Below are 21,151 nucleotides of genomic sequence, written 5' to 3' on the forward strand. Positions count from 1 at the left end.
CGTTGCCGGCGGGCCAACAGGCCCGCTATATCTCCTGTCTGCCACCAATGAGGCGATTGGGAAATACACAATTGTGAATACCACCCTTGCCAGCCGAAGACAGGACCGGGTGCAACCGGCAGCGAGCGAAAGCCCCCTCACCTTCGCCGTGCTAGTCTTTCCCGGCTTTCCGATGATGGCGTTCAGTTCGGTGATCGAGCCACTGCGCGCCGCCAATATGCTGGCCAAACGGGATTGTTATCGCTGGGTGATCGTCGGCGCCGACCAGGGCACGGTCGAAGCGTCCAACGGGGTTGTCATACAACCGGGATTCTCAGCCTCCGGCGCGCCCAAGGTCGACCGCATCGTCGTCTGCTCGGGCGGCAATGCGGACTTGCTTGTCGCCGACGACGCGGTTGCCTGGATGCGCAAGAGCCTGCGGGGCGGCGCCCATATTGGCGCGGTGGCCGACGCGGCGTTCTTCCTCGCCAGGGCCGGCCTGCTCGACGGCCATGCCTGCACCTTGCACTGGACCAGCCAGGCGGCCTTCACCGAGGCCTTTCCGGACATCGAGTTGAGGCGTGATCTCTACGTCATCGACCGCAAGCGCTTCACCTCGGCCGGCGGCGTTGGCAGCCTCGACATGATGCTGGAGATCATCACCAAGGACTATGGCGCAGAACTCGCGGCCGGCGTCGCCGAATGGTTCGTGCACAGCCCATTGCGCTCGAGTGTCGACCGCAAGCTGATGCCCCTCAGACTGCGCACCGGCGTCCAGAACGAGCTGGTGTTGTCGGCCATCGCCATCATGGAGGATGCGGTCGAGGAACGGCTCGGCATGGCGGAGCTGGCGGCAAGGCTCGGCGTGTCGCCCGACAAGCTCGAGCGCAATTTCCGCGCCGAACTCGGCATCTCGCCCAATGGCTACTACCGGCGGCTAAGGCTGCGGCGCGCTGCGGATTTGCTCGCGCATTCGACGCTGATGGTGCGCGACGTGGCGCTGGCGTGTGGGTTTGCCTCGATGTCGAGCTTTGCCCGGGCGTTTCGGGAGGAGCACGGACACGCGCCGAAGGCGATGCGGCGGCATTAGCTCTTCGATTTGTCGAATATTGAAACGCTGGCGGGACAGCGCCCCCCTCTGTCCTGCCGGACATCTCCCCCACTTGGGGGGAGATCAGATGTCGCCTCGGCTTTCGCCAATCACCAATGTTGCAGAGCGAGCGGGACGCGAAAGCTGCTAATCTCCCTCCTTGTGGGGGAGATGTCCGGCAGGACAGAGGGGGGCGCGAAGGATCGCGACATGCTCTTTGTACCCCGCGGCATTTCGCACGACATCTGCGGATTTCCGCACAGCCTTTGCCCAATGCCCAGCTATGTTCGAGCCTTCAGGAGGCGCACCCATGAGCATCGTCGTATTCGACCCCGACAGCACCGAGGATGTGGATTTTAGGGATCGCATGCGCCACCCGGCCGCGGCTGATTCTGCCGGCGGCATGTGGCTGTCGGACACCGAGCCGTCCTTCATCGATGCCGACGCGCTGCGCAAGGGAAGGCTGGCCAAGCTGCGCGGCTGGATGCGCGAGGCCGGCTATGGCGGCGTCGTGCTGTTCGATCCCTACAACCAGCGTTACGCCACCGGCTCGCGCAACATGTTCGGCTATTTCCTGCGCAACTCGACGCGCTATTTCTTCATCCCGACCGAAGGGCCGATCGTGCTGTTCGAGTACCCGCAGAGCTACCATGTCTCGATGGTGCTCGACACGATCGACGAAGCGCGGCCGTCCAAGCTGGTGTGGTCTTCGGTGTCGGGCCGCGACGACGAGACCGCCGGCCCCTTCGCCGACGAGATCGCCGAGCTCCTGAAGAAGCACGGCGGCGGCTCGATGAAGCTCGGGCTCGACCGCTGCAGCCATCTGCAGGCGCTGGCATTGGAAAAGCGCGGCTGCGAGGTCAGGGATTGCCAGGGCGAAATCCTGGCGGTGCGGGCGGTGAAGACGCCGGAGGAAGTGAAATGCCTGCAGGTGTCGATGGCCGGCGCGGAAGCCGCAGTCTACGCCGTGCGCGAAGCGATCAAGCCCGGCGTGTCCGAAAACGAGCTGTTCGCCATCATGTATGGCGAGGTCATTCGGCAAGGCGGCGAGTTCATCGAGACCCGGCTGCTGACCTCGGGACAGCGCACCAATCCGTGGTTCAACGAGGCCAGCGGCCGCAAGATCCGGCCGGGCGAGCTTCTTGCCCTCGATACCGACACGATCGGCTGCTACGGCTATTATTCGGACTTCTCGCGCACCTTCCGCTGCGGGCCGGGCAAGCCGACCGACTACCAGAAATCGCTCTACCGGATGGCGCACGACCAGGTTCAGCACAACATTTCGATCGTCAAGCCGGGCATGGCGTTTCGCGAGATCGCCGAAAAGGCGTGGAAAATCCCGGACCGTTTCGTCGACCAGCGCTATACCTCCGTCATGCACGGCGTCGGCATGCATGGCGAAACGCCGTTCATTGCGCACGCCATGGACTACGAGACTTACGGTCGCGACGGCATTATCGTGCCCGGAATGGTGGTCAGCGTGGAAAGCTATATCGGCGAGAAAGGCGGCCGCGAGGGCGTCAAGCTGGAGGACGAGATCCTGATCACCGAGACCGGCACCGAATTGCTGTCGCGCTTTCCCTATGAGGACGAGTTTCTGGCAGGGGCCGCCTAGATGAAGGCACCGATCTCGATCAGACGCGGCACGGTGGCCGCGGTGTTCATCGACCTCCAGGAAGAACATCGGCAGGACAAGCGCTATCTGGTCGAAGGCTATGGCGAGGTGCTGGCCAACGTCCAGCGCCTGCAGGCGGCGGCGCGGCGCAACTTCGTGCCGCTCTACCACTGGGCCTATATCGTCGATACCGCCAAGGCGCGGCCGTTCCACCCGCTCGATGCCGACGGCAAGTCCGCCTTTTCCGACAAGAGCGATCCGCTGACGGAGATCTGCCGTGAGGTGGCGCCGGCCAATGGCGAGGCGTTGCTGATCAAGGCAGAGGCCAGCGCCTTCCGTTCGGGGCCGGCTGCCCGCGACCTCAAATCCGGCGGGATCGAGTGGCTGATCGTCGCCGGCGTGTGGACCGAGGCCTGCGTCGACGCCACGGTGAAGGACGCGGTGGCATCCGGCTTTCGCGTGCTGCTGGTCAAGGATGCCTGCGGCAGCGGCAGTGCCGCCATGCACCAGACCGCCATCCTCAACCTTGCCAACCGGCTCTATGGCGGCGCCGTCACCAACACACTCGATGCCTGCCGGCTGATGGCGGGCGACACGGTCGATGCATGGCAGGTCGAGGGCTCGGTGCCGCTGCGCTTCACCTTTGAAAACGCCGGCCGGCTCTACGACGAGCTCTGAGGCACAGGATGGGCACGGTCCACAAGCTCAAGACAGCCAGACAGGGAAAATACGCCACGAGGCTGGACCCGGCGCTGTGGGATTATATCGACCTGGTCAACGACTGGTTCCCGCCCGAGATCGCTGAATTGCCGATCGCCGAGCAAAGATCGGTCTATGACGCGATGTGCCGCGCCTTCCATCAGGGTTATCCCAAGGGCGTTTCGGCCAGCGACCGCATCATTGCCGCCGATGCAGGATATATCATCCCGATCCGTTACTACCGGATGGCGGGCAAGCCGGCGCGCGCAATCATCGTCTACTATCATGGCGGCGGGTTTGTGCTGGGCGGGCTCGAAAGTCATGACGACATCTGCGCCGAGATTTGCGCCGGCACCGGCTTCGACGTCGTCTCCGCCGACTACCGGCTGGCGCCGGAACATCGCCATCCCGCCGCCTTCGAGGATGCGCTTGCCGCCTTCGAATGGGCGGCACAAACGACTGATCTGCCGATCGTGCTCGTCGGCGAAAGTGCCGGCGGCAACCTTGCCGCCGCGGTCGCGCATGCATCGCGTCGCCACCCGCGCCATGCCGTCGGCCAGGTGCTGATCTACCCCGGCCTCGGCGGCGACGAGACTGCCGGCTCTTACGTCGAACACGCGCAGGCGCCGCTGCTGACGCTGCGCGACATCGAGACCTATCGCACCATCCGCACCGGCCCGGCGCAGTCGCGCGACGACCCGACATTCTCGCCGCTTACGGACAGCGATTTTTCCGGCCTGCCGCCGACGGTCATCGTCACCGCCGAGTGCGATCCGCTGTCGTCGGACGGCGAGACCTATCGCGACCGCATCCTCGTCGCAGGCGGCCGCGCCTGGTGGTACGAGGAGCCGCGGCTGGTGCACAGTTTTTTGCGCGCCCGCAAAAGTGTTCCGCGCGCCGGCGAGGCGTTTTTGTGCATCCTTGCGGCCATCGCCGCTGTCGCCGTGCTCGGCAAGAACGACGACGTGCTGATCTCCCCCCTCGTGGGGGAGATGGCCGGCAGGCCAGAGGCGGGCGCGAAGGATCGCGGCCCTTCAATCTCCTAAATCAACGCGACGATTGCCCTGCGAAGGCACCCCGTTCACAAGAAGGGCCGGCGGGACAGCGCCCCCCCTCTGTCCTGCCGGACATCTCCCTCACAAGGGGGGAGATTGGCTGTACTCCGCGCTGCGGAGCAGCGCACAAGAATTGCGGAAACCCGAACATTTCCCGGTATCGGCCCGCTTTATCATCACCTGCTCAGGCAACGGCACCCCGACGGTCACATCCGCCCCCAAGCGGAGGTGACCTGTCGGGGGCGCTCAACAAAAAGAGGGAACGACGATGAAATTCATGCTGACCGACAGAGAACTGCACCCGCAAGCGAAACCCGTTGCCGATGATTTCAGGAAAGGCGGCGTCAACCGGCGCGAATACTTCGCCATCATGGCCGGCTTCGGCGTCAGCGCGGCCGGAGCGCTGGCGCTGGGCGGCCTTGCCGCCACGCCTGCCCGGGCCGAGGAGCCGAAGCGCGGCGGCACCTTGCGCGTCGCCATGAACGTCAAGGGTTTCAAGGATCCGCGCACGTTCGACGGCGTCGAGATGTCCAATGTCGCGCGCCACTGCAACGAATATCTGGTGCGCTGGAACCGCGACTTCACCTTCGAGCCCTGGCTGCTCGAAAGCTGGGAAACCAGCGACGACGCCAGGACAATCACCCTGCATGTGCGCAAGGGCATCGCCTGGTCGAATGGCGATACCTTCAACGCCGACGATGTCATCCACAATCTCAACCGATGGTGCGATGCGTCGGTCGCCGGCAATTCGGTCGCCGCGCGCATGGGCGCGCTGGTCAATGCCGACACCAAGAAGCCGGTCGACGGCGGCATCGAGAAGGTCGACGACTTCACTGTCAAACTCAACCTGCCCAAGCCCGACATCTCGCTGATTGCCGGGATGGCCGACTATCCGGCGCTGATCATGCACCGCTCCTATGAGGGCGGCGACGACCCGATGAAGGCGCTGGCGATCACCACCGGTCCCTGCGAACTAGTCAGCTGGAATGCCGAGACAAGTGCTGAGGTCAAGCGCAAGGAGAAGCCTTGGTGGAAAGGCGACTTCTATCTCGACGGCATCAAATGGGTCGATTACGGCTCGGACCCCAACGCCATGCTGTCGGCGTTCGAATCCGGCGAGATCGACACCGACCACGAGACTGCTTCCGACGCCGTGTCGCAGACCGAGAAAATGGGGCTCGAAAATTCCGAGATCGCCACCGGCTCGACCATCGTTGCGCGCTTCAATGTCGGCAACGCACCCTATGATGACGTCAAGGTGCGCCGAGCCGGACAGCTTGCCGTCGACAATTCGGCCGTGCTGACGCTTGGCCTCGGCGGTCGCGGCAAGCCCGCCGACAACCACCATGTCGGCCCGATGCATCCTGAGTTTGCCGATATCGGCCCGGCCAAGCGCGACGTGGAGCAGTCGAAGAAACTGCTTGCCGAGGCGGGCAAGGCCGACCACGAATTCGACCTCATCTCCGTCGATATCGAATGGCAAAAGAGCACCGGCGACGCGATCGCCGCGCAGATGCGCGAGGCCGGCCTGAAGATCAAACGCACCGTGCTGCCGGCCGCAACCTTCTGGAATGACTGGAGCAAATACCCTTTCTCCACCACCGAGTGGCTGGGCCGCCCTCTCGGCGTCCAGGTGCTGGCGCTGGCCTACAAGTCGGGCGCCGCCTGGAACGAAAGCGCTTATGCGAACAAGGACTTCGACGATCTTCTCGACAAGGCGCTGGCAACGCCCGACGCCGCCAAGCGCAAGGACATCATGGCCAAGATCGAGCAGAATCTGCGCGACAGCGGCATCATCATCCAGCCCTACTGGCGCTCGGTCTACCGCACGTTTCGCAAGGGCGTGCATGGCTGCGAGCAGCACCAGTCGCTGGAACAGCACTTCGAGAAGGCGTGGGTTGAGAGCTGATCCCCCGGACTGTGGGTCGGCGCAGTTCGGAAGGGCTGCGCCGGAATGCTGTTTGCCATGTGCATGAATTTCGGCACAGATTGCGCCTGACCGACCTTCGGCTCAGCGAGAACCAATCAGGCATGGATCACTTCGACCTCGGCACCTATCGCCGCCCCATCTCCACATCCTCGGCCGAGACGCAGCGCTGGTTCGATATCGGGCTGAACTGGTGCTACGGCTTCAACCATGAGGAAGGCATAAAGTGCTTCGAGAAGGCGCTGGTATCGGATCCTGATTGCGCCTTCGTCCATTGGGGCATCGCCTATGCCGCCGGGCCTTTTTACAATCTGACCTGGAAAGAGCATGGCAAGGACGAGGCGAACCGCGCGGCCAAGCGCTGCTTCGATCATGTGCAGTTGGCACGCGCCAATGCGGCCAATGCCAGCCCCGTCGAGCAGCGGCTGATCGAGGCTTTGGCCGCCCGCTTCCAGCAACCGTATGGCGTGAGCCCAGCGGAATTCGAACAATGGGACAATGCCTATGCCGCCGCGATGCGGCAGGTTTATCGCGACTTTCCCGACGATCATGATGTGATGGCGCTTACCGTCGAGGCGCTGATGATGCGCACGGTCAGGCGGCTGTGGGATTTGAAGACCGGCAGGCCGGCGCCCAATTCGGATGTGCTGGAGGCGCTCGAGGTTTGCGAGCGCTCGATCCGGCTGTCTGACGAAGCCGGCACGGCGCCCCATCCGGCGATCCTGCATCTGCATATCCATCTCTTGGAAATGTCGACGCAGCCGGAACGCGGTGTCCGCTCGGCGGAATTGCTTGGAACCATGTGCCCCGATGCCGGCCACATGAACCACATGCCGGGGCATATCCATGTGCTGTGCGGCGACTATGAGAAAGCAAAGCTCGCCAGCGAAAAGGCGGTGCGCGCCAACGACCTTTATCTCGCCTATGCGGCCGAGACGACCTACTATCTGCTCGGCTGCTGCCACGATCTGCACCTGATGATGTTCACCTGCATGTTTCTGGGCCAGTATCAGCCGGCGTTGTGGGCCGCCAACAAGGTCCGCAGCCTGGTCGCGCGCGACGTGGTCGCCATCCCCGACCGGCCAAAGCTCACGCAAACCGTGGAGGGCTATCACGCCATGCGCGCGCATGTGCAGGTGCGCTTCGGCCACTGGCAGGAGATCATCGACGAGCCGATGGTGGCAGAGCCGGAACTCCACGTGCTGACCACCGCCATGCAGCACTACGCCAAGGGCGTCGCGCACGCCACGTTCAAGCAATTTGCGGCCGCCGACCGCGAGCGCGAAAATTTTTGCAGGCATGTCGAGGCCATCCCGCCGGAGCGGCGCTTCCTCAGCAACCCGACGCGGGCCTCGCTGGCCGTTGGTGCGGCGCTGCTCGACGGCGAACTCGCCTATCATCAGGGCCGGCATGACGAGGCCTACGGGCATCTGCGGCAGGCGGTCGAGCTCGACGACAATCTGTCCTACACCGAGCCGTGGGCCTGGATGCACCCGCCCCGCCATGCGCTGGCGGCGCTGCTGCTCGACCAGGGCCACGCCGGCGAGGCCGAACAGGTCTATCGCGACGATCTGGGCCTCAGCGGCAAGGTGCAGCGTTGCGCCCAGCACCCGGACAATGTCTGGGCATTGCACGGGCTGGTCGAGTGCCTGAAGTGGCGCGGCGAGAGCCTGGAGCTGCCGGGGCTGCAGGCCAAGCTTGCCTCAGCACTTGCCAGGGCGGACGTGCCGATCACCTCGTCATGCCTCTGCCGGACGAGTATGCAGTCAGGACAAGGATGCTGTCATTGACATACGGTCGGCCCAAGCGGCTGACGGCGGCGTCTACGAGAATATCTCCGCCAGCTCGTCGACGCTGGTGCCTTCCTTGACCTGGCGCAGTTCGACATAGGTGACTGCAATCGTCACCGACAGCACCGTCGAGAAGATGGTCGACACCAGGCTGCTGCCGATGGCCCCGACAATCACCCCGGCACTCGTTATGCTGCCGGTGGTGGCGATAACCACCCCAAACAGCACGGAGAATACTATCTGCAGAAGAATCGCCGCCACACCGACGATCAGCAGCAGCCAGAAAATCGACCAGCGGCTTCCCTTGGTCAGGGCCCGGCTGCGCGAAATCGAACCGAAGACGCCAAGCCTCTCCTGAACCGCTATCGGCACGGATACAGAGACGGAGAGCAGCCACATAAGGGCTGGAATCAACGCCAGCCCCAGCCCGATCAGCAATCCGGCAATCGGAATGAGCCAGCCGATGAACGCCATCACGAAAACAGCCACCACCAGGGCGAGGATGACGAGGATGCCGATGCCGAGTGTCGGCAGGAAGCTGCGCAACGCTATCTGCATGCAGTCGCCGACTGCCGGCCGCTTGCCGTTCAGATCCTCGATGGTCGCCCTCACCAGCGCCGCCTGCACCAGCAAAGCCAAGGTGAAGATGATCGCGCCGGCAATCAGCGACACGGTCGAATAATTCTCGGCAGCCGCCGTTTCGAAAGCAGCGGCCCCCCCCGCAATGCCTGGATCGAGCATCGCAGCAACCTGGGAGAGGTTCCAGATGTTGTAGAGCAGTGCCGGAAGGGCCGAGAATAGCCCGACCACCACGGCGAGAAAGCCCAGATTGCGGCCGATGACCGCAAAGCTGTTGCTGAAGACCCTGCCGATGCGGAATTTTTCCGGTCGTTGCTGCGCCAGTGACGTCACGATGCCCCCTGCCCTGACAAACGCCTTGGCCCGATCGGGCCAAGGCGGCGCCAAGCCTTGTCGCTACGAGAATATCTCCGCCAGTTCGTCGACGCTGGTGCCTTCCTTGACTTGGCGCAGCTCGACATAGCTGACCGCGGCGGCGACCGACAGCAGCATCGACATCACGCTCTGCACCAGCCCGGCCACGATGGCCGCGACAATGCCGTGAAACAGGTAGACAACCACGCCAACCGCCCCCTGGATGACCATGGCGATGATGATCAGGACGAGGAACAGGCCAAACAGCGCCCAGCGGCTGCCTTTGGTCAGGGCGCGGCTGCGCGACATGGAGCCGAACACGCCGAGCCGCTCCTGGATCAGAACCGGCACCGAAACCGACCATCCGAGCCACAGGATGATGCCGGGCACGACCAGGGCGATCATGGCCAGGCCCGATGCGAGCGAGACGAGGAAACCTATCCCCAAGGTCGGCAGCAGGAAGCGAATGGCGATCTGGAGACAGTCGCCGATGTTTGGACGCTTGCCATTGAGATCCTCGATGGTGGCCCGCACAAGCGCCGACTGGAGCAGCAACCCGAAAATAGCGCTTATGAAGATGGCGACAAAAGTGACCCAGGAATTGCGCAGCGCAAAGCTCGGATCGGCCGCGGCGCCCGGATCGGCCTGGAGCAGCGCCTCCATGCGCGAGTTGGTCCAGAGTTGGAGGATGATCGTGGGCAGGCCTGAAAACAGCAAGGCCAATCCGCCGGTAAGGACGATGTTACGGCCGATGACGGCGAAGCAGTTGTTGAAGACCCTGCCGATCTGAAATTTCTCAGGCCGTGCAAATGTTGCCGAAGTCATGATGCGCCCCCTGTTTCGTCGCCGAATATTGTCCGGCTACCGCAGCAGTAAATTTGCCAAGTTTAACGACGCTCGTCCAGCCCACTTGCAAATGTTGCGCTGCATTGTCAGTGTCGGCGCGCGAACCGCAGGTTGCATGGGGGCGAAGAGGTGACAGCTGCACAGCCGGACGCTGCGCAAGCCGAATGGCTGGCCAAACTGCACAAGCAGTTGCTGTCGGATGGAACGATCCAGTTCGACCTGCCGGCCTATGTGCAGCCCCAGCCCCCCGAGTGGCTGAAGCCGTTTGGCGAGTTCCTGAAATGGCTTGGCCCCTACATGATCTACCTGTTCTGGGGTGCTGTGATCACAGGCGCTGCGATCATCCTGTTGCTCATCTTGCTCGAGGTGCAAGGCGTTGCCTGGCGCCTGCCCTGGCGGCGCAAGAAGAGCGTGACCGAGGCGGAAGCGACATGGCGTCCCGACGTCGGTGCCGCGCAGATCCTGTTGTCGGAAGCCGATGCGCTGGCCGCCCGCGGCGAGTATGACGAGGCGGTGCATCTCCTGCTTCGCCGCAGCGTCGCCGACATTGCCAGCCGCCTGCCCGACTTCCTGCGTCCGTCGCTGACCGCGCGCGACATCGCCAATGCTGCTTCGATCCCGACGCGGGCGCGCGGCGCCTTCACCCAGATCGCGCGCATCGTCGAAGCGGCGCTGTTCGCGCGCCGGCCGGTCGGACCCGAGGGCTGGCGTGAGGCGCGCGGCGCCTATGAGCGTTTCGTCTTCAGGGATGCCTGGGTGTGAGCGCTTCGACCACCGACATCGCCGAGCAGGAACCGTTCAGCCGAAGGACGCTGTTCTGGGGCATTTTTGCCAGCTTGCTTGCGGCGGCGGGCTTCTTCCTGTTGTCCACCTATGCCCCCGACTTCCGTCAGCCGAACGTCGGCGGCGCAACGCCGTTGTCGAAGAGCGGCATCGGCTATGCCGGCCTGGTCGAATGGCTGACGCTGACCGGCGATGCGCCCGATATGGCACGGTCCGACGGCGACCTTGAGACCGAAATGCTGCTGATCGTCACCATCTCGCCCGACAGCGACCCCGATGCGCTTGCCAACATCGTCAAGCTTCGCAAGGGCATGGATACGCTGTTCGTGCTGCCCAAATGGGCGACCTTGCCGCTGTTCCAGCATGAGGGCTGGGAGATGAAGATCGAGCGGCTGCCGGACGTCGTCGTGAACGACTGGCTCGGCCGGATCACCAAGGCCAAACTCGGCCAGGGCGAGACGACGGTCAAGCAACTCGACGTCTCGGGGCAGATGGTCAACGTTCCCGAACAATTGCAATGGGTAGCCGATGAGCATCCGCTGATGGCCGCCGGCAACGGCAAGGCGGTGCTGACCGAGGTGGAAGACGAGCGGTTCTACATTCTGACTGACCCTGACCTGATCAACAATGCCGCGCTCAAGGATCCCGACAAGGCGGCGGCAGCGCTCAAGCTGATCGAGTTCCTGCAGTCCGAAGAGGGTCCGGTGATGTTCGACCTGACGCTGCATGGCTTCGGGCGGAAATACGACCTCGCGAAGCTGCTGGTCGAACCGCCCTTCCTGGCGTTGACCCTGACCATCCTCGCGGCGGCGGCACTTGCGTTCCTGCATGGCCTTGGCCGGTTCGGCCCACCGCGCGCCGACCAGCGTGCGATCGCCTTCGGCAAGCGCGCGCTGGTCGACACCACGGCGATGCTGTTGCGCCGCGCCGGGCGTCTGGAAGAACTGGGCGACCGCTATGGCGCGCTGGCGCGGGTGCGCGCCGGTGCACTGCTCGGCGCGCCGCATGGTTTGCAGGGCGAAGCGCTCGACCGCTGGCTCGATTCCCGCGATAAGGACGAAACCGGCGGTTTCACGACCCGCCTGAAGGCCGCCGACGCGGCAAAGACCCTGACACAAATGCATGAGGCAGCCGAAAAGCTGCACGACTGGACGGCAAGGAGGCTCGGTGAACGTCGATGATGTAAAGGCCCTGGCGACACAGATCAGGGAAGAGGTGGCCAAGGCCATCACCGGGCAACACGATACGGTCGATCTGATGCTGACCGCATTGTTCGCCGGCGGGCATATATTGCTCGAGGGACCGCCGGGTACGGCCAAGACGATGACGGCGCGCTGCTTCGCCCAGGCGCTTGGCGTCGCCTATGGCCGCATCCAGTTCACGCCCGACCTGATGCCCGGCGACATCGTCGGCTCCAACATCTACAATTTCCAGACCGGGCAATTCACGCTCACGCACGGTCCGATCTTTTGCGATCTGCTGCTAGCGGACGAAATCAACCGGACGCCGCCCAAGACTCAGGCCGCCCTGCTTGAGGCGATGCAGGAGCATGCCGTCACCTTCGACGGCACCACCCATTCGCTCGGCCAGAACTTCATGGTGGTGGCGACGCAGAACCCGATCGAACACCAGGGCGTCTATCCCCTGCCGGAGGCCCAGCTCGATCGCTTCCTGTTCAAGCACCGGGTGAGCTATCCCGACGCGCAAGAGGAAAAGGCGATCATCATCCATCACGGCGGCGGCACCGCCTCGCACGATATCAAGCAATACGGCATCACCGCTCAAGCCGACCGCAAGACGCTGGAAAAGGCGTTGGCGACCGTCGGCGAGGTCACGCTGGTCGACGATGTCGTCGACTATATCGCAAGGCTGGTACGGGCCACGCGCGCCAGCCCCGATCTCGAGGTTGGCGCCAGCCCTCGCGCGGGCGCCATGCTGGCCAGGGCGGCGCGCGCCCGGGCAGCGCTCGACGGGCGTGCCTATGTGATCCCCGATGACGTCAAGGCGCTTGCGGTGCCGGCGTTGCGTCATCGCGTGGTCCTTTCGCCGGCGGCGCAGATCGACGGCCGTCTGGTCGAGCAGATCGTGACCGACCTTGTCGACCAGACGGAAGCGCCACGTTGATCTATCCGAGCGGCCGGGCAGTCTGGGCAGGTGCAGCAGGGGCAATACCGGCCTTTCTGATCGCGCTCGCGCTGCCGTCGCTGTGGTATCTTGGCCTGCTGTGGATCTGCGTGCTGCTTGCCTTCCTGGCGGTGGACGCGGCCGCCGGACGCGGACGAGCCTCCCTGGACGCCACCATCCATGCGCCGCCGCAAGTCAGCGTCGGCGGCCAGTTCACCGTCAATGTCACCGCCAGGCTCAGCGGACGGCCGCGCGCGGTGCAGGCGCGGCTCGGCCATGATGAGCGGCTGGCGCCGATGGGCGGCACCGGCGGCTCGTTGACCGCAAAGGCCGGCAGCGCATCGCTCGACCTCAAATTCCAGACCTTGCGGCGCGGCATGGCCAGGTTCGATCGCCTGTGGGTGCGCTGGCGCGGGCCGTTCGGGCTGGTCTGGAACCAGGTCGTGCTGCCGATGGCGAGCCAGGTCGCGGTGCTGCCCGACGTCAGCAGCGCCCGCGACGAGGCGATCACGCTTCTGCAGCGCCAGTCGCTGCCCGACGGCCATGCGCAACGGCGTGCCGGCCAGGGCCGCGAATTCGAGGCGCTCAAGGACTACCAGCCCGGCATGGGCCGGCGCATGATCGACTGGAAGCGCAGCGCCCGCCACGGCCGGCTTCTGGCGCGCGAATTCCGCATCGAGGAGAACAACAACATCGTGCTGGCCATCGATAGCGGCCGGCTGATGTGCGAGCCCGTCGACGGCGTGCCGAAGGTCGACCGCGCCGTCACCGCCGCCTTGCTGTCGGCGTTCATTGCGCTGAAGGGCGGCGACATGGTCAGCCTGTTCGGCTTCGATGCGCGACCGCGCGTTTCCAGCGGCGCCGTGCGCGGCTCCGCCAGTTTCGCCATGATCCAGAAGCGGGCGGCCGAGATCGACTATTCCACCGAAGAAACCAATTTCACCCTGGCGCTGACGACGCTGGCGGCGCGGCTCGACCGGCGTTCGCTGGTGATCATCTTCACCGACTTCGTCGATCCGATCAGCGCCGAACTGATGCTGCGCACCGTCGGCCGGCTCACCGAACGGCATCTGGTCCTGTTCATGATGATGAAGGATGTCGAACTGGAGACACTGGCCGACATGCCGCCGGACACACCAGAGGACGTGGCGCGCTCGGTCGTCGCCGGCGGGCTGCTGCGCGAAAGGCAGGTCGTCATCGGCAAGCTCAGGCTGCTCGGCGCGCATGTCATCGAAGCCGACCATCAAAGGCTCGGACCGGCGCTGGTCGAGCGCTATCTCGAGCTCAAGCGGGAGGATTTGTTGTGAACGCGGTGGTCGGCAAGGATGCCGTGCGCCAGTCGCTGGCGAGCTTTCGTTCGGAGCGCGAGGCCGACTGGAAGGCGTTCGAGGCGCTACTCGCCCGGGTCGAGAAACGCGCGCCGCGGACATTGTCGGAAGACGAGTTGCTGTCGCTGCCGCTGCTCTACCGCTCGGCGCTGTCGTCGCTGTCGGTGGCGCGGGCGACGTCGCTCGACAATGCGCTGGTCAGCTATCTCGAAGCGCTCTGCCTGCGTGGCTACTTCTACCTCTACGGCGCACGCCGCAGCTTGCGGCAGCGCATCGGCGATTTCTTGCTGCATGACTGGCCGCATGCCATTCGCGATTTGTGGCGCGAGACGGTGCTGTCGGTCGTCCTGACCTTCGTCGGCTTCGGCGCCGGCTACTGGCTGGTGACGAAAGACAAGGGCTGGTACGACGCGATCATTCCGCCAAGCCTGGCCGGCGGGCGCAACCCGGACGCATCGGCCGAAGTGCTGCGGCAGGTGCTTTACGACGGCGCCGACAGCAACTTCCTGTCGGGCTTCGCCGCCTATCTTTTCACGCACAACGTGCAGGTGGCGATCCTGGCCTTCGCCCTCGGCTTTGCCTTTGCGGTGCCGAGCGTGCTCTTGATCCTGATGAATGGCTGCCTGCTCGGCGCGATGTTCCAGATTTACGTCGGCAAGGGGCTCGGCATGGAGCTGGGCGGATGGCTGTCCATCCACGGCACCACCGAGATGTTGGCAATCGCCTTGGCGGGCGCTGCCGGCATGCGCATCGGCACGCGCACAGCCTTTCCCGGCGAATTGACCCGGATGACGGCAGCGGCCAATGCCGGGCGAGTGGCGGCAACCGCCATGGTCGGGGTGACGATCATGCTTTTGGTTGCCGGCCTGCTCGAAGGCATCGGCAGGCAGGTGATAACCAGCGAAGTGACACGCTATGCCATTGGCGGCGGCATGCTGACGCTATGGCTCTGCTATTTCTATTTGTTCAGGGTGGTGCGGCATGGCGACCGCTAGGCGCGCTGCCGTCTCGACGATACGGCCGCTGATCACGCCGGAAGGCGTCGATCTCCGGATCAGGCTCGCCGATGCCGGCACCCGCGCCGCCGCCTTCCTGCTCGACTTTGTCATCATCATCGTCACTGCAATCGTGATCTCGATCGTCGCGCTGTTCGGGCTTGCCGGCCTCAACGGCGAAGGCGCGCAGCCGCTGTTCATCGTCTGGATCATCCTGATCTTCTTCCTGCGCAACGCCTATTTCATCGCCTTCGAGGCCGGCCGCCGGGCCGCCACGCCAGGCAAGCGCATGCTCGGTATCCGGGTGGCGTCGCGCAGCGGCGCCGGCCTGTCGGTCGATCAGGTCATCGCCCGCAATCTGATGCGCGAGATCGAGATCTTCCTGCCGCTGTCGATCATCCTCGGCCGCAGCGAGATGGGGCTCGCCGACACGCTGTCGACGATCTTCGGACTGGTCTGGGCGCTGCTTTTTGCGCTCTTCCCGCTGTTCAACCGCGACCGCATGCGGATCGGCGACCTTTTGGCCGGAACCTGGGTGGTCGAAGCGCCGAAACTGGCGCTGGTCGAGGACCTCTCGCAACGGCAAAACACCACCGCACGAAGCTTCCGCTTCACCCAGGCGCAGCTCGACGCCTATGGCATCGCCGAGCTGCACAAGCTGGAAGAGGTGTTGCGCCGCGACGACTATTTCGCGCTGAAGGCCGTGGCCGGGACGATCGGGCGCAAGATCGGCATGACGATCGAGCCGGTCGATTCTAGGGCCTTCCTCACCGCCTATTATGGCGAGCTGCGGGCCCAGCTCGAACGGAAGCTTCTGCTGGGAACACGCAAGGCGGATAAGTATCAGCGGTAGATCGGGGTTCGGGATGCCGGCTCAACTTAGTGAAGCGGAAGAGGTCAGGATTGAACGCGCCCTTCAGGCCGCAATCTCGGGCTCATGGACCGAATTCAGTAAGCTCACCGATACACCATTTTCCAATGATGCATCGATGATGGAGCAATTCGCAGACTCTTCCCGGCGGCTTCAGGAAGACGGTGGAAATTGGAAAATGAACTCAGCCGCAGGCATCGCGCCTGACGGGACGCGCCTGATTACAGTCATGATCAAAGCGCCGCCCACCGTGGATATTGTCCTGACGCTGCACAGCACGAGCGATCGGGACGACAGCACAATCAGTATCTGGACGTTCCATCAGCAGCTGAACTGGGATGACTAGAGCGTTTTCCCGGAGCCCGCCTACCCCACCCACTTCTCATAGTCGGACACCAGCAGGTGCACCGGAGCGACGTCCTCGTCGATGTTGGAGAAGCGGCCGATCGGCTCGCGGAAGACGTTGTCGGTCAAATCGTCATTGACGGTCGAGACCTCGCCGATCAGCACATCCTTGCCCTCGGCCCAGAAGGCGTGCCAGACGCCGGGCATCAGCGTCACGCTCTGGCCCGGGTCGAGCTTCAGGAGCCCGCCTGCCGGCAGCCTGTGGATGGTGCCGTCGACCGGCACCGACACTTCGGCCTTCGGATCGATGCCGCCGTCGCGATCGTGCATGAACAGTTCGAGCACCAGCTTGCCGCCGCCGCGGTTGATGATGTCCTCGGCCTTGATGTTGTGGCGGTGCATCGGCGACAGCTGGTCCTTGCGCGAGATCATGATCTTCTCGGCATAGAGCATGCCCATGCCCTTCTTCATGTCGGCGTAGACGCCGTTGCGCACGGTGAACAGGAACAGGCCGAGCTCGTCGAATTTCTCCTGGCCGTAATCGGTGATGTCCCAGCCGAGCCGCGAGGTGAAAATGGCGGCGGAGTCAGCCTTGCGCGCCCTCATCTCTTCGGGCGACCAGTAGGCGAAGGGCGGCATGATGTAGCCGAACGAACGGATGAAGGCGTCGGCATCGCGGATGATGTCGTTGACGGTGGAGCGTTTCATGGTCGTGATCCCTTGGCGTCGCGTTCCTGCCCGAAGCGCATAGCCGAACAGCGCCGCGGTGTCGACGCAAACTGCACGCTGGCCCCATGACATCCGTGCGGATCGGGGCCATAAGTCCAGCCAAATTTCCCAAGGTGACATTCATGCAAGGCATAGACGACCTCGATACGCCGGCGATCCTGATCGATGCGGCCCGCGCCGAAGCCAACATCATCAAAGCGCAGGCGCATGCCGACCGCCACGGGCTGAAACTCAGGCCGCACATCAAGACGCACAAGCTGCCCTATTGGGCGAAGACGCAGGTGGCTGCGGGAGCGGTCGGCATCACTTGCCAGAAGATCGGCGAGGCCGAGGTGATGGCCGATGCCGGTCTCTCCGACATTTTTCTGCCCTACAACATTTTAGGCCGCGCCAAGCTGGAGCGCCTCAAGGCGCTGCATGGCCGCGTCACCCTGTCGGTCACGGCCGACAGTCACGAGACGCTGGAGGGGCTCGCCGCTACTTTCACCGATGCCGGCCATCCCCTGCCCGTTCTGGTCGAATGCGACACCGGCATGGGCCGTTGCGGCGTGCAGAGCGCCGCCCAGGCTTTGGCGCTGGCGAAAATGATCGATCAGGCCAAGGGGCTCACCTTCGGCGGACTGATGACCTACCCGGCGGCCGGCCGCGCCGCCGAGGCCGAATCCTGGCTTGCCGGCGCCAAGCAGGTGCTGGCAGCGTCGGGTCTCGCCTGCGAACGCATCTCCAGCGGCGGCACGCCTGACATGTGGCGCTCGGGCGAGGACAGCGTGGTTACCGAATACCGCCCCGGCACCTACATCTATCTCGACCGCTACCAGGTCGCCAAAGGCGTCGGCACGCTCGACGATTGCGCGTTGACCGTGCTCGCCACGGTCGTCAGCCACCCAACGCCGACCCGCGCCATTCTGGACAGCGGCAGCAAGGCGCTGTCCAGCGACACGCTCGGATTGCCCGAGTTTGGCGAGTTGCTCGGTATGCCCGGCGCGCGCGTCACCGGCCTGAGCGAAGAGCACGGCACGGTCACGCTCGCGAATGGCGCGAGCCTGCGCATCGGCGAGCGCGTGCGTGTGGTGCCGGATCATTGCTGCGTGGTGACGAACCTGTTCGACCAGGTGCATCTGATCGACGGCGACAAGGTGCTGGAAACACTGCCTGTCGTGGCGCGGGGGCGGATGGGCTGAAGCCTGGGCGCGTGACGGGCGTCAGTTAGCCTGCCGCGCCGCTACCCTGCGCATGGCAATCACTCGGCGGCGGCGGATTTCGGTACGCATCGCCGTCAGATGCAGCGCGAAGAACAGCACGGTGAAGCCGAGCGCCATCACCAGCAGCGGCCACAGCAGGCTGGGATCGATGGTCGGCCCGCCGAGCCGGAACACCGAAGCCGGCTGGTGCAGCGTGTTCCACCAGTCGACCGAGAATTTGATGATCGGGATGTTGATGAAGCCGACCAGCGTGATGATGGCGGCAGCCCAGGCGGCGCGGCTGGCGTCATCCAGTGCACGCGTCAGCGCGATGATTCCGAGATACATCAGGAAGAGCACGAAGACGGACGTCAGGCGCGCATCCCAAACCCACCAGGTGCCCCACATCGGCTTGCCCCAGATGGAGCCGGTGATCAGCGCAAGCGCGGTAAAAGTTGCGCCGATCGGGGCGGCCGATTTGAGCGCAACGTCTGCCAGCGGATGGCGCCAGACCAGCGTGCCGAGCGCGGCGACAGCCATCACCGTGTAGCACATCATGGCGAGCCAGGCGAAAGGCACGTGGATGTACATGATGCGCACGGTGCTGCCCTGCTGGTAATCCTCGGGCGCGGCAAAGCTCATATAGAGCCCGACGGCAAGCAGGATCGCCGCGATGGCGGCCAGCCACGGCACCAGCCTGTCGGCCAGCCCGACAAAGCGTGTCGGGTTGGCGAGGTCGGCCCAGCCGGTCAGGCGTGAGGAAGTGTCGCTCATACGGTCTAAATAGACCGGCAATGGGTCGGGAGCAATTGGAGGAGTGTCGCAGGCTCTTCACCCTCCCCTTGCGGGAAGGGTCGCTGCGAAGCGGCGGGGCGGGGGCGGTGGGGCACTACCCCACCCGGACCTTCGGTCCGACCTTCCCACAGGGGGAGGTAAAAGCTTACGCCGCTTCGATATTCACAGTGCGGCTGAGGCGGCGGACTTCCTCGTCGTTGAGCAGGCCGCCGGCGCGCAGCAGGCTGGCGAAACGGCCGTTGCGCAGCGACAGTTCGGCGAAGCCGCCCATCTCGACCACCTTGCCCTTGTCCATGAACACGACCAGGTCGGCGTCGCGAACAGTGGTCAGGCGATGGGCGATGATGAAGGTGGTTCGGTTGCGCCGCAGCTCGTCGATGGCTTCCTTGACGCGGTCTTCGGTCTCGACGTCGAGCGCGCTGGTCGCTTCGTCGAGCACCAGGATCGGCGCATTTTTCAGAACGGCGCGGGCAATAGCGATACGCTGGCGTTCGCCGCCCGAAAGCTGGCCGCCGCGCTCGCCGACGACGGTGTCATATCCGCCGCTCTTGGACAGGATGAAATCCTGCGCCGCAGCGGCATTAGCCGCAGCGTGGATTTCGTCGTAGCTGGCCTCGGCGCGACCGACACGGATGTTGTCCTCGATCGAACGGTTGAGTAGGCCGGCATCTTGGAAGACGGTGGCGATCGAGTGGCGCAGCGACTTGCGGGTCACCGTGCGGGTGTCGATACCGTCGATCAGGATACGGCCGCTGGACGGCGTGAAAACGCGCTGCAGAAGGTTGATAAGCGTCGTCTTGCCGGCGCCGGTCGGGCCGACGATGGCAACCGTCTGGCCAGCCTGGACCTCGAACGATACGTCGTCGATGCCGTGACCGGAATTGCCGAACTCGAAGTTGACATTCTCGAACCGGACATGGCCGGTGACATTGGCCAGCTCGCGCAAGCCATCCGGCTCCGCTGTTTCGGCAGCGGAGTCTTCAAGGCGGTAGAAGTCCTCCAGCTTGGCCCTCGCCTCGGAAATCTGAGTGGTGAAGGCCGACACCTGGTCAAGACGGGCAATCAGCATTCCGGCAAAGCCGGTGAAGGCAACGACATCGCCCACGCGGAGCTGGCCACGGGTGACGAGATAGGCGCCAATCGACAGCACGATCATCATCGATATCGTGGACGACAGGCGGTTCAGTGCGTTGGCGATCGCCCACCAGTCGAGCACAGGGTTCTGCGCGTCGAGCAGATCCTTGACGTACCGCTTCAACGTCGCGGTCTCATGGCCGATGCGGTTGTAGCTCTGCAGCACGGCGACATTGCTGACCGAGTCGGACACGTGGGCAAAAACCGTGTGGTAGTGGCGCTCGACGGCGGTCTGGCCCGCCTTGGTGTGGCGCATGACGATACGCCCGATGGCAACGTAAAGCACGCCGAGGCAAAGCAGCACGAGCGACATCCGGATGTCCATGGCGATTGCGGTCGGCACCAGCAGCACCAGCGCGATGGCCGTCGACAGATGCACGCGCATGAATTCAAGCCACAGGCTGAACAGGGTCTCGACAGCGCGCAGCAGCGTGTGCAGCGAATTGGACGTGCCGCGCTGGTGATGCCAGGCAAGCGGCATGGTGATCACGCGCTCGAAGGACTGGCACAGCACTTCGCTGCGCCGCTTGTGGGCAAAACGGTCGGCGCCGCGCGCTACCAATACGAAGGCGACGACGTTGAAGGCGCCCAGAGCTGCCCAGACGGCGAGTGTCGAAAACACCGCGCCCTTTTCCGAGATTGCGCCAATCACGCGACCCAACAGGATCGGCTCGACGATTGCAATCGCCGCGAGCGCAACGTTGGCTCCGCAGATCAGCGCAACGCGCTTCTTGTCGGCAGCCAGATAACCCAGCGCTCTCCAGTAGATTTGCAGAAGTGACACTTCAGCTACTCCGCCAAACATTCATTGTGCAGTGCACCATTTCTTGACACGTACCGGTTAACGGGTCGCAAAACAATGCCCGTCTATCTCTTCCGTTCCCAATCTGCGAACAAAAGATGACGACGTTGCGAAATCTGCCGTGATCACC

General features: G+C 64.2%; 19 protein-coding genes. 14 read left to right on the plus strand and 5 right to left on the minus strand.

The window, feature by feature from the left end:
- Window positions 1-172 precede the first annotated feature (172 nt).
- The 6 genes from ACWGTO_RS21130 (at window position 173) to ACWGTO_RS21155 (ending at window position 8,155) form a co-directional block, all read left to right on the plus strand.
- Window positions 173-1,069, plus strand: coding sequence for a GlxA family transcriptional regulator (locus ACWGTO_RS21130; protein ID WP_454576857.1), 897 nt, complete (start codon window positions 173-175; stop codon window positions 1,067-1,069).
- Window positions 1,070-1,379: 310 nt separating this feature from the next.
- Entirely contained in the window at window positions 1,380-2,684 is a 1,305-nt protein-coding gene (locus ACWGTO_RS21135) for a M24 family metallopeptidase (RefSeq protein WP_454576743.1), read from the plus strand.
- Window positions 2,685-3,362 carry an isochorismatase family protein gene (locus ACWGTO_RS21140; protein WP_454576744.1) on the plus strand — a complete coding sequence of 226 codons (678 nt, stop codon included), beginning with the start codon at window positions 2,685-2,687 and terminating at the stop codon, window positions 3,360-3,362.
- 8 nt (window positions 3,363-3,370) lie between these two features.
- Window positions 3,371-4,429 carry an alpha/beta hydrolase gene (locus tag ACWGTO_RS21145; RefSeq protein ID WP_454576745.1) on the plus strand — a complete coding sequence of 353 codons (1,059 nt, stop codon included), beginning with the start codon at window positions 3,371-3,373 and terminating at the stop codon, window positions 4,427-4,429.
- A gap of 277 nt (window positions 4,430-4,706) precedes the next feature.
- The gene (locus ACWGTO_RS21150) at window positions 4,707-6,347 is read left to right on the plus strand and encodes an ABC transporter substrate-binding protein (RefSeq protein ID WP_454576746.1); all 1,641 of its coding nucleotides are present in this window, start codon (window positions 4,707-4,709) and stop codon (window positions 6,345-6,347) included.
- Between the two features lie 122 nt (window positions 6,348-6,469).
- Window positions 6,470-8,155, plus strand: coding sequence for a hypothetical protein (locus ACWGTO_RS21155; RefSeq protein ID WP_454576747.1), 1,686 nt, complete (start codon window positions 6,470-6,472; stop codon window positions 8,153-8,155).
- Between the two features lie 33 nt (window positions 8,156-8,188).
- Here ACWGTO_RS21155 and ACWGTO_RS21160 read toward each other — a convergent pair whose 3' ends face one another.
- Window positions 8,189-9,067: a hypothetical protein gene (locus ACWGTO_RS21160; protein ID WP_454576748.1), complete on the minus strand. Its 879-nt coding sequence runs from the start codon at window positions 9,065-9,067 to the stop codon at window positions 8,189-8,191.
- Between the two features lie 63 nt (window positions 9,068-9,130).
- On the minus strand, window positions 9,131-9,913 hold the full coding sequence (locus ACWGTO_RS21165) for a hypothetical protein (RefSeq protein WP_454576749.1): 783 nt from the start codon (window positions 9,911-9,913) through the stop codon (window positions 9,131-9,133).
- 150 nt (window positions 9,914-10,063) lie between these two features.
- Here ACWGTO_RS21165 and ACWGTO_RS21170 point away from each other — a divergent pair, with 150 nt between their 5' ends.
- From ACWGTO_RS21170 to ACWGTO_RS21200, 7 genes are read left to right on the plus strand one after another with little or no spacing between them, the layout of a single operon-like run.
- A complete protein-coding gene (locus tag ACWGTO_RS21170; protein ID WP_454576750.1) occupies window positions 10,064-10,696 on the plus strand; it encodes a DUF4129 domain-containing protein in 633 nt (210 codons plus the stop codon).
- On the plus strand, window positions 10,693-11,898 hold the full coding sequence (locus ACWGTO_RS21175) for a DUF4350 domain-containing protein (RefSeq protein WP_454576751.1): 1,206 nt from the start codon (window positions 10,693-10,695) through the stop codon (window positions 11,896-11,898). The genes ACWGTO_RS21170 and ACWGTO_RS21175 overlap by 4 nt, the downstream gene beginning before the upstream one ends.
- On the plus strand, window positions 11,885-12,841 hold the full coding sequence (locus ACWGTO_RS21180) for an AAA family ATPase (protein WP_454576752.1): 957 nt from the start codon (window positions 11,885-11,887) through the stop codon (window positions 12,839-12,841). Before ACWGTO_RS21175 ends, ACWGTO_RS21180 begins: the two co-directional genes overlap by 14 nt.
- Window positions 12,838-14,148: a DUF58 domain-containing protein gene (locus tag ACWGTO_RS21185; RefSeq protein WP_454576753.1), complete on the plus strand. Its 1,311-nt coding sequence runs from the start codon at window positions 12,838-12,840 to the stop codon at window positions 14,146-14,148. The genes ACWGTO_RS21180 and ACWGTO_RS21185 overlap by 4 nt, the downstream gene beginning before the upstream one ends.
- Window positions 14,145-15,164, plus strand: a complete 1,020-nt coding sequence (locus ACWGTO_RS21190; RefSeq protein WP_454576754.1) for a stage II sporulation protein M — start codon at window positions 14,145-14,147, stop codon at window positions 15,162-15,164. Before ACWGTO_RS21185 ends, ACWGTO_RS21190 begins: the two co-directional genes overlap by 4 nt.
- Window positions 15,151-16,017 (plus strand): RDD family protein, encoded by an 867-nt coding sequence (locus ACWGTO_RS21195; protein ID WP_454576755.1) that lies wholly within the window; start codon window positions 15,151-15,153, stop codon window positions 16,015-16,017. The genes ACWGTO_RS21190 and ACWGTO_RS21195 overlap by 14 nt, the downstream gene beginning before the upstream one ends.
- A 13-nt stretch (window positions 16,018-16,030) precedes the next feature.
- On the plus strand, window positions 16,031-16,381 hold the full coding sequence (locus ACWGTO_RS21200; protein ID WP_454576756.1) for a hypothetical protein: 351 nt from the start codon (window positions 16,031-16,033) through the stop codon (window positions 16,379-16,381).
- A gap of 20 nt (window positions 16,382-16,401) precedes the next feature.
- Here the strand turns inward: ACWGTO_RS21200 and ACWGTO_RS21205 are convergent, their stop codons facing one another.
- Window positions 16,402-17,088, minus strand: coding sequence for a D-lyxose/D-mannose family sugar isomerase (locus tag ACWGTO_RS21205; protein WP_454576757.1), 687 nt, complete (start codon window positions 17,086-17,088; stop codon window positions 16,402-16,404).
- Window positions 17,089-17,231: 143 nt separating this feature from the next.
- Here ACWGTO_RS21205 and ACWGTO_RS21210 point away from each other — a divergent pair, with 143 nt between their 5' ends.
- Complete coding sequence (locus ACWGTO_RS21210; RefSeq protein ID WP_454576758.1) at window positions 17,232-18,290, plus strand: D-TA family PLP-dependent enzyme; 1,059 nt, start codon at window positions 17,232-17,234, stop codon at window positions 18,288-18,290.
- A 21-nt stretch (window positions 18,291-18,311) separates the two neighbouring features.
- On the opposite strand, the gene ACWGTO_RS21215 is transcribed toward ACWGTO_RS21210, so the two are convergent.
- Window positions 18,312-19,064, minus strand: coding sequence for a heme ABC transporter permease (locus ACWGTO_RS21215; RefSeq protein WP_454576759.1), 753 nt, complete (start codon window positions 19,062-19,064; stop codon window positions 18,312-18,314).
- 166 nt (window positions 19,065-19,230) lie between these two features.
- The gene (locus ACWGTO_RS21220; protein WP_454576760.1) at window positions 19,231-21,003 is read right to left on the minus strand and encodes a glucan ABC transporter ATP-binding protein/ permease; all 1,773 of its coding nucleotides are present in this window, start codon (window positions 21,001-21,003) and stop codon (window positions 19,231-19,233) included.
- Between the last annotated feature and the right edge of the window lie 148 nt (window positions 21,004-21,151).

The organism is Mesorhizobium sp. PL10 (assembly GCF_053714315.1).

Excerpts from the sequence above, each read along its gene's own strand:
- ACWGTO_RS21130 (WP_454576857.1), top strand. The coding sequence starts at position 173 with ATGATGGCGTTCAGTTCGGTGATCGAGCCACTGCGCGCCGCCAATATG.
- ACWGTO_RS21135 (WP_454576743.1), top strand. The coding sequence starts at position 1,380 with ATGAGCATCGTCGTATTCGACCCCGACAGCACCGAGGATGTGGATTTT.
- ACWGTO_RS21140 (WP_454576744.1), top strand. The coding sequence starts at position 2,685 with ATGAAGGCACCGATCTCGATCAGACGCGGCACGGTGGCCGCGGTGTTC.
- ACWGTO_RS21145 (WP_454576745.1), top strand. The coding sequence starts at position 3,371 with ATGGGCACGGTCCACAAGCTCAAGACAGCCAGACAGGGAAAATACGCC.
- ACWGTO_RS21150 (WP_454576746.1), top strand. The coding sequence starts at position 4,707 with ATGAAATTCATGCTGACCGACAGAGAACTGCACCCGCAAGCGAAACCC.
- ACWGTO_RS21155 (WP_454576747.1), top strand. The coding sequence starts at position 6,470 with ATGGATCACTTCGACCTCGGCACCTATCGCCGCCCCATCTCCACATCC.
- ACWGTO_RS21165 (WP_454576749.1), bottom strand. The coding sequence starts at position 9,913 with ATGACTTCGGCAACATTTGCACGGCCTGAGAAATTTCAGATCGGCAGG.
- ACWGTO_RS21195 (WP_454576755.1), top strand. The coding sequence starts at position 15,151 with ATGGCGACCGCTAGGCGCGCTGCCGTCTCGACGATACGGCCGCTGATC.
- ACWGTO_RS21200 (WP_454576756.1), top strand. The coding sequence starts at position 16,031 with ATGCCGGCTCAACTTAGTGAAGCGGAAGAGGTCAGGATTGAACGCGCC.
- ACWGTO_RS21205 (WP_454576757.1), bottom strand. The coding sequence starts at position 17,088 with ATGAAACGCTCCACCGTCAACGACATCATCCGCGATGCCGACGCCTTC.
- ACWGTO_RS21210 (WP_454576758.1), top strand. The coding sequence starts at position 17,232 with ATGCAAGGCATAGACGACCTCGATACGCCGGCGATCCTGATCGATGCG.
- ACWGTO_RS21215 (WP_454576759.1), bottom strand. The coding sequence starts at position 19,064 with ATGAGCGACACTTCCTCACGCCTGACCGGCTGGGCCGACCTCGCCAAC.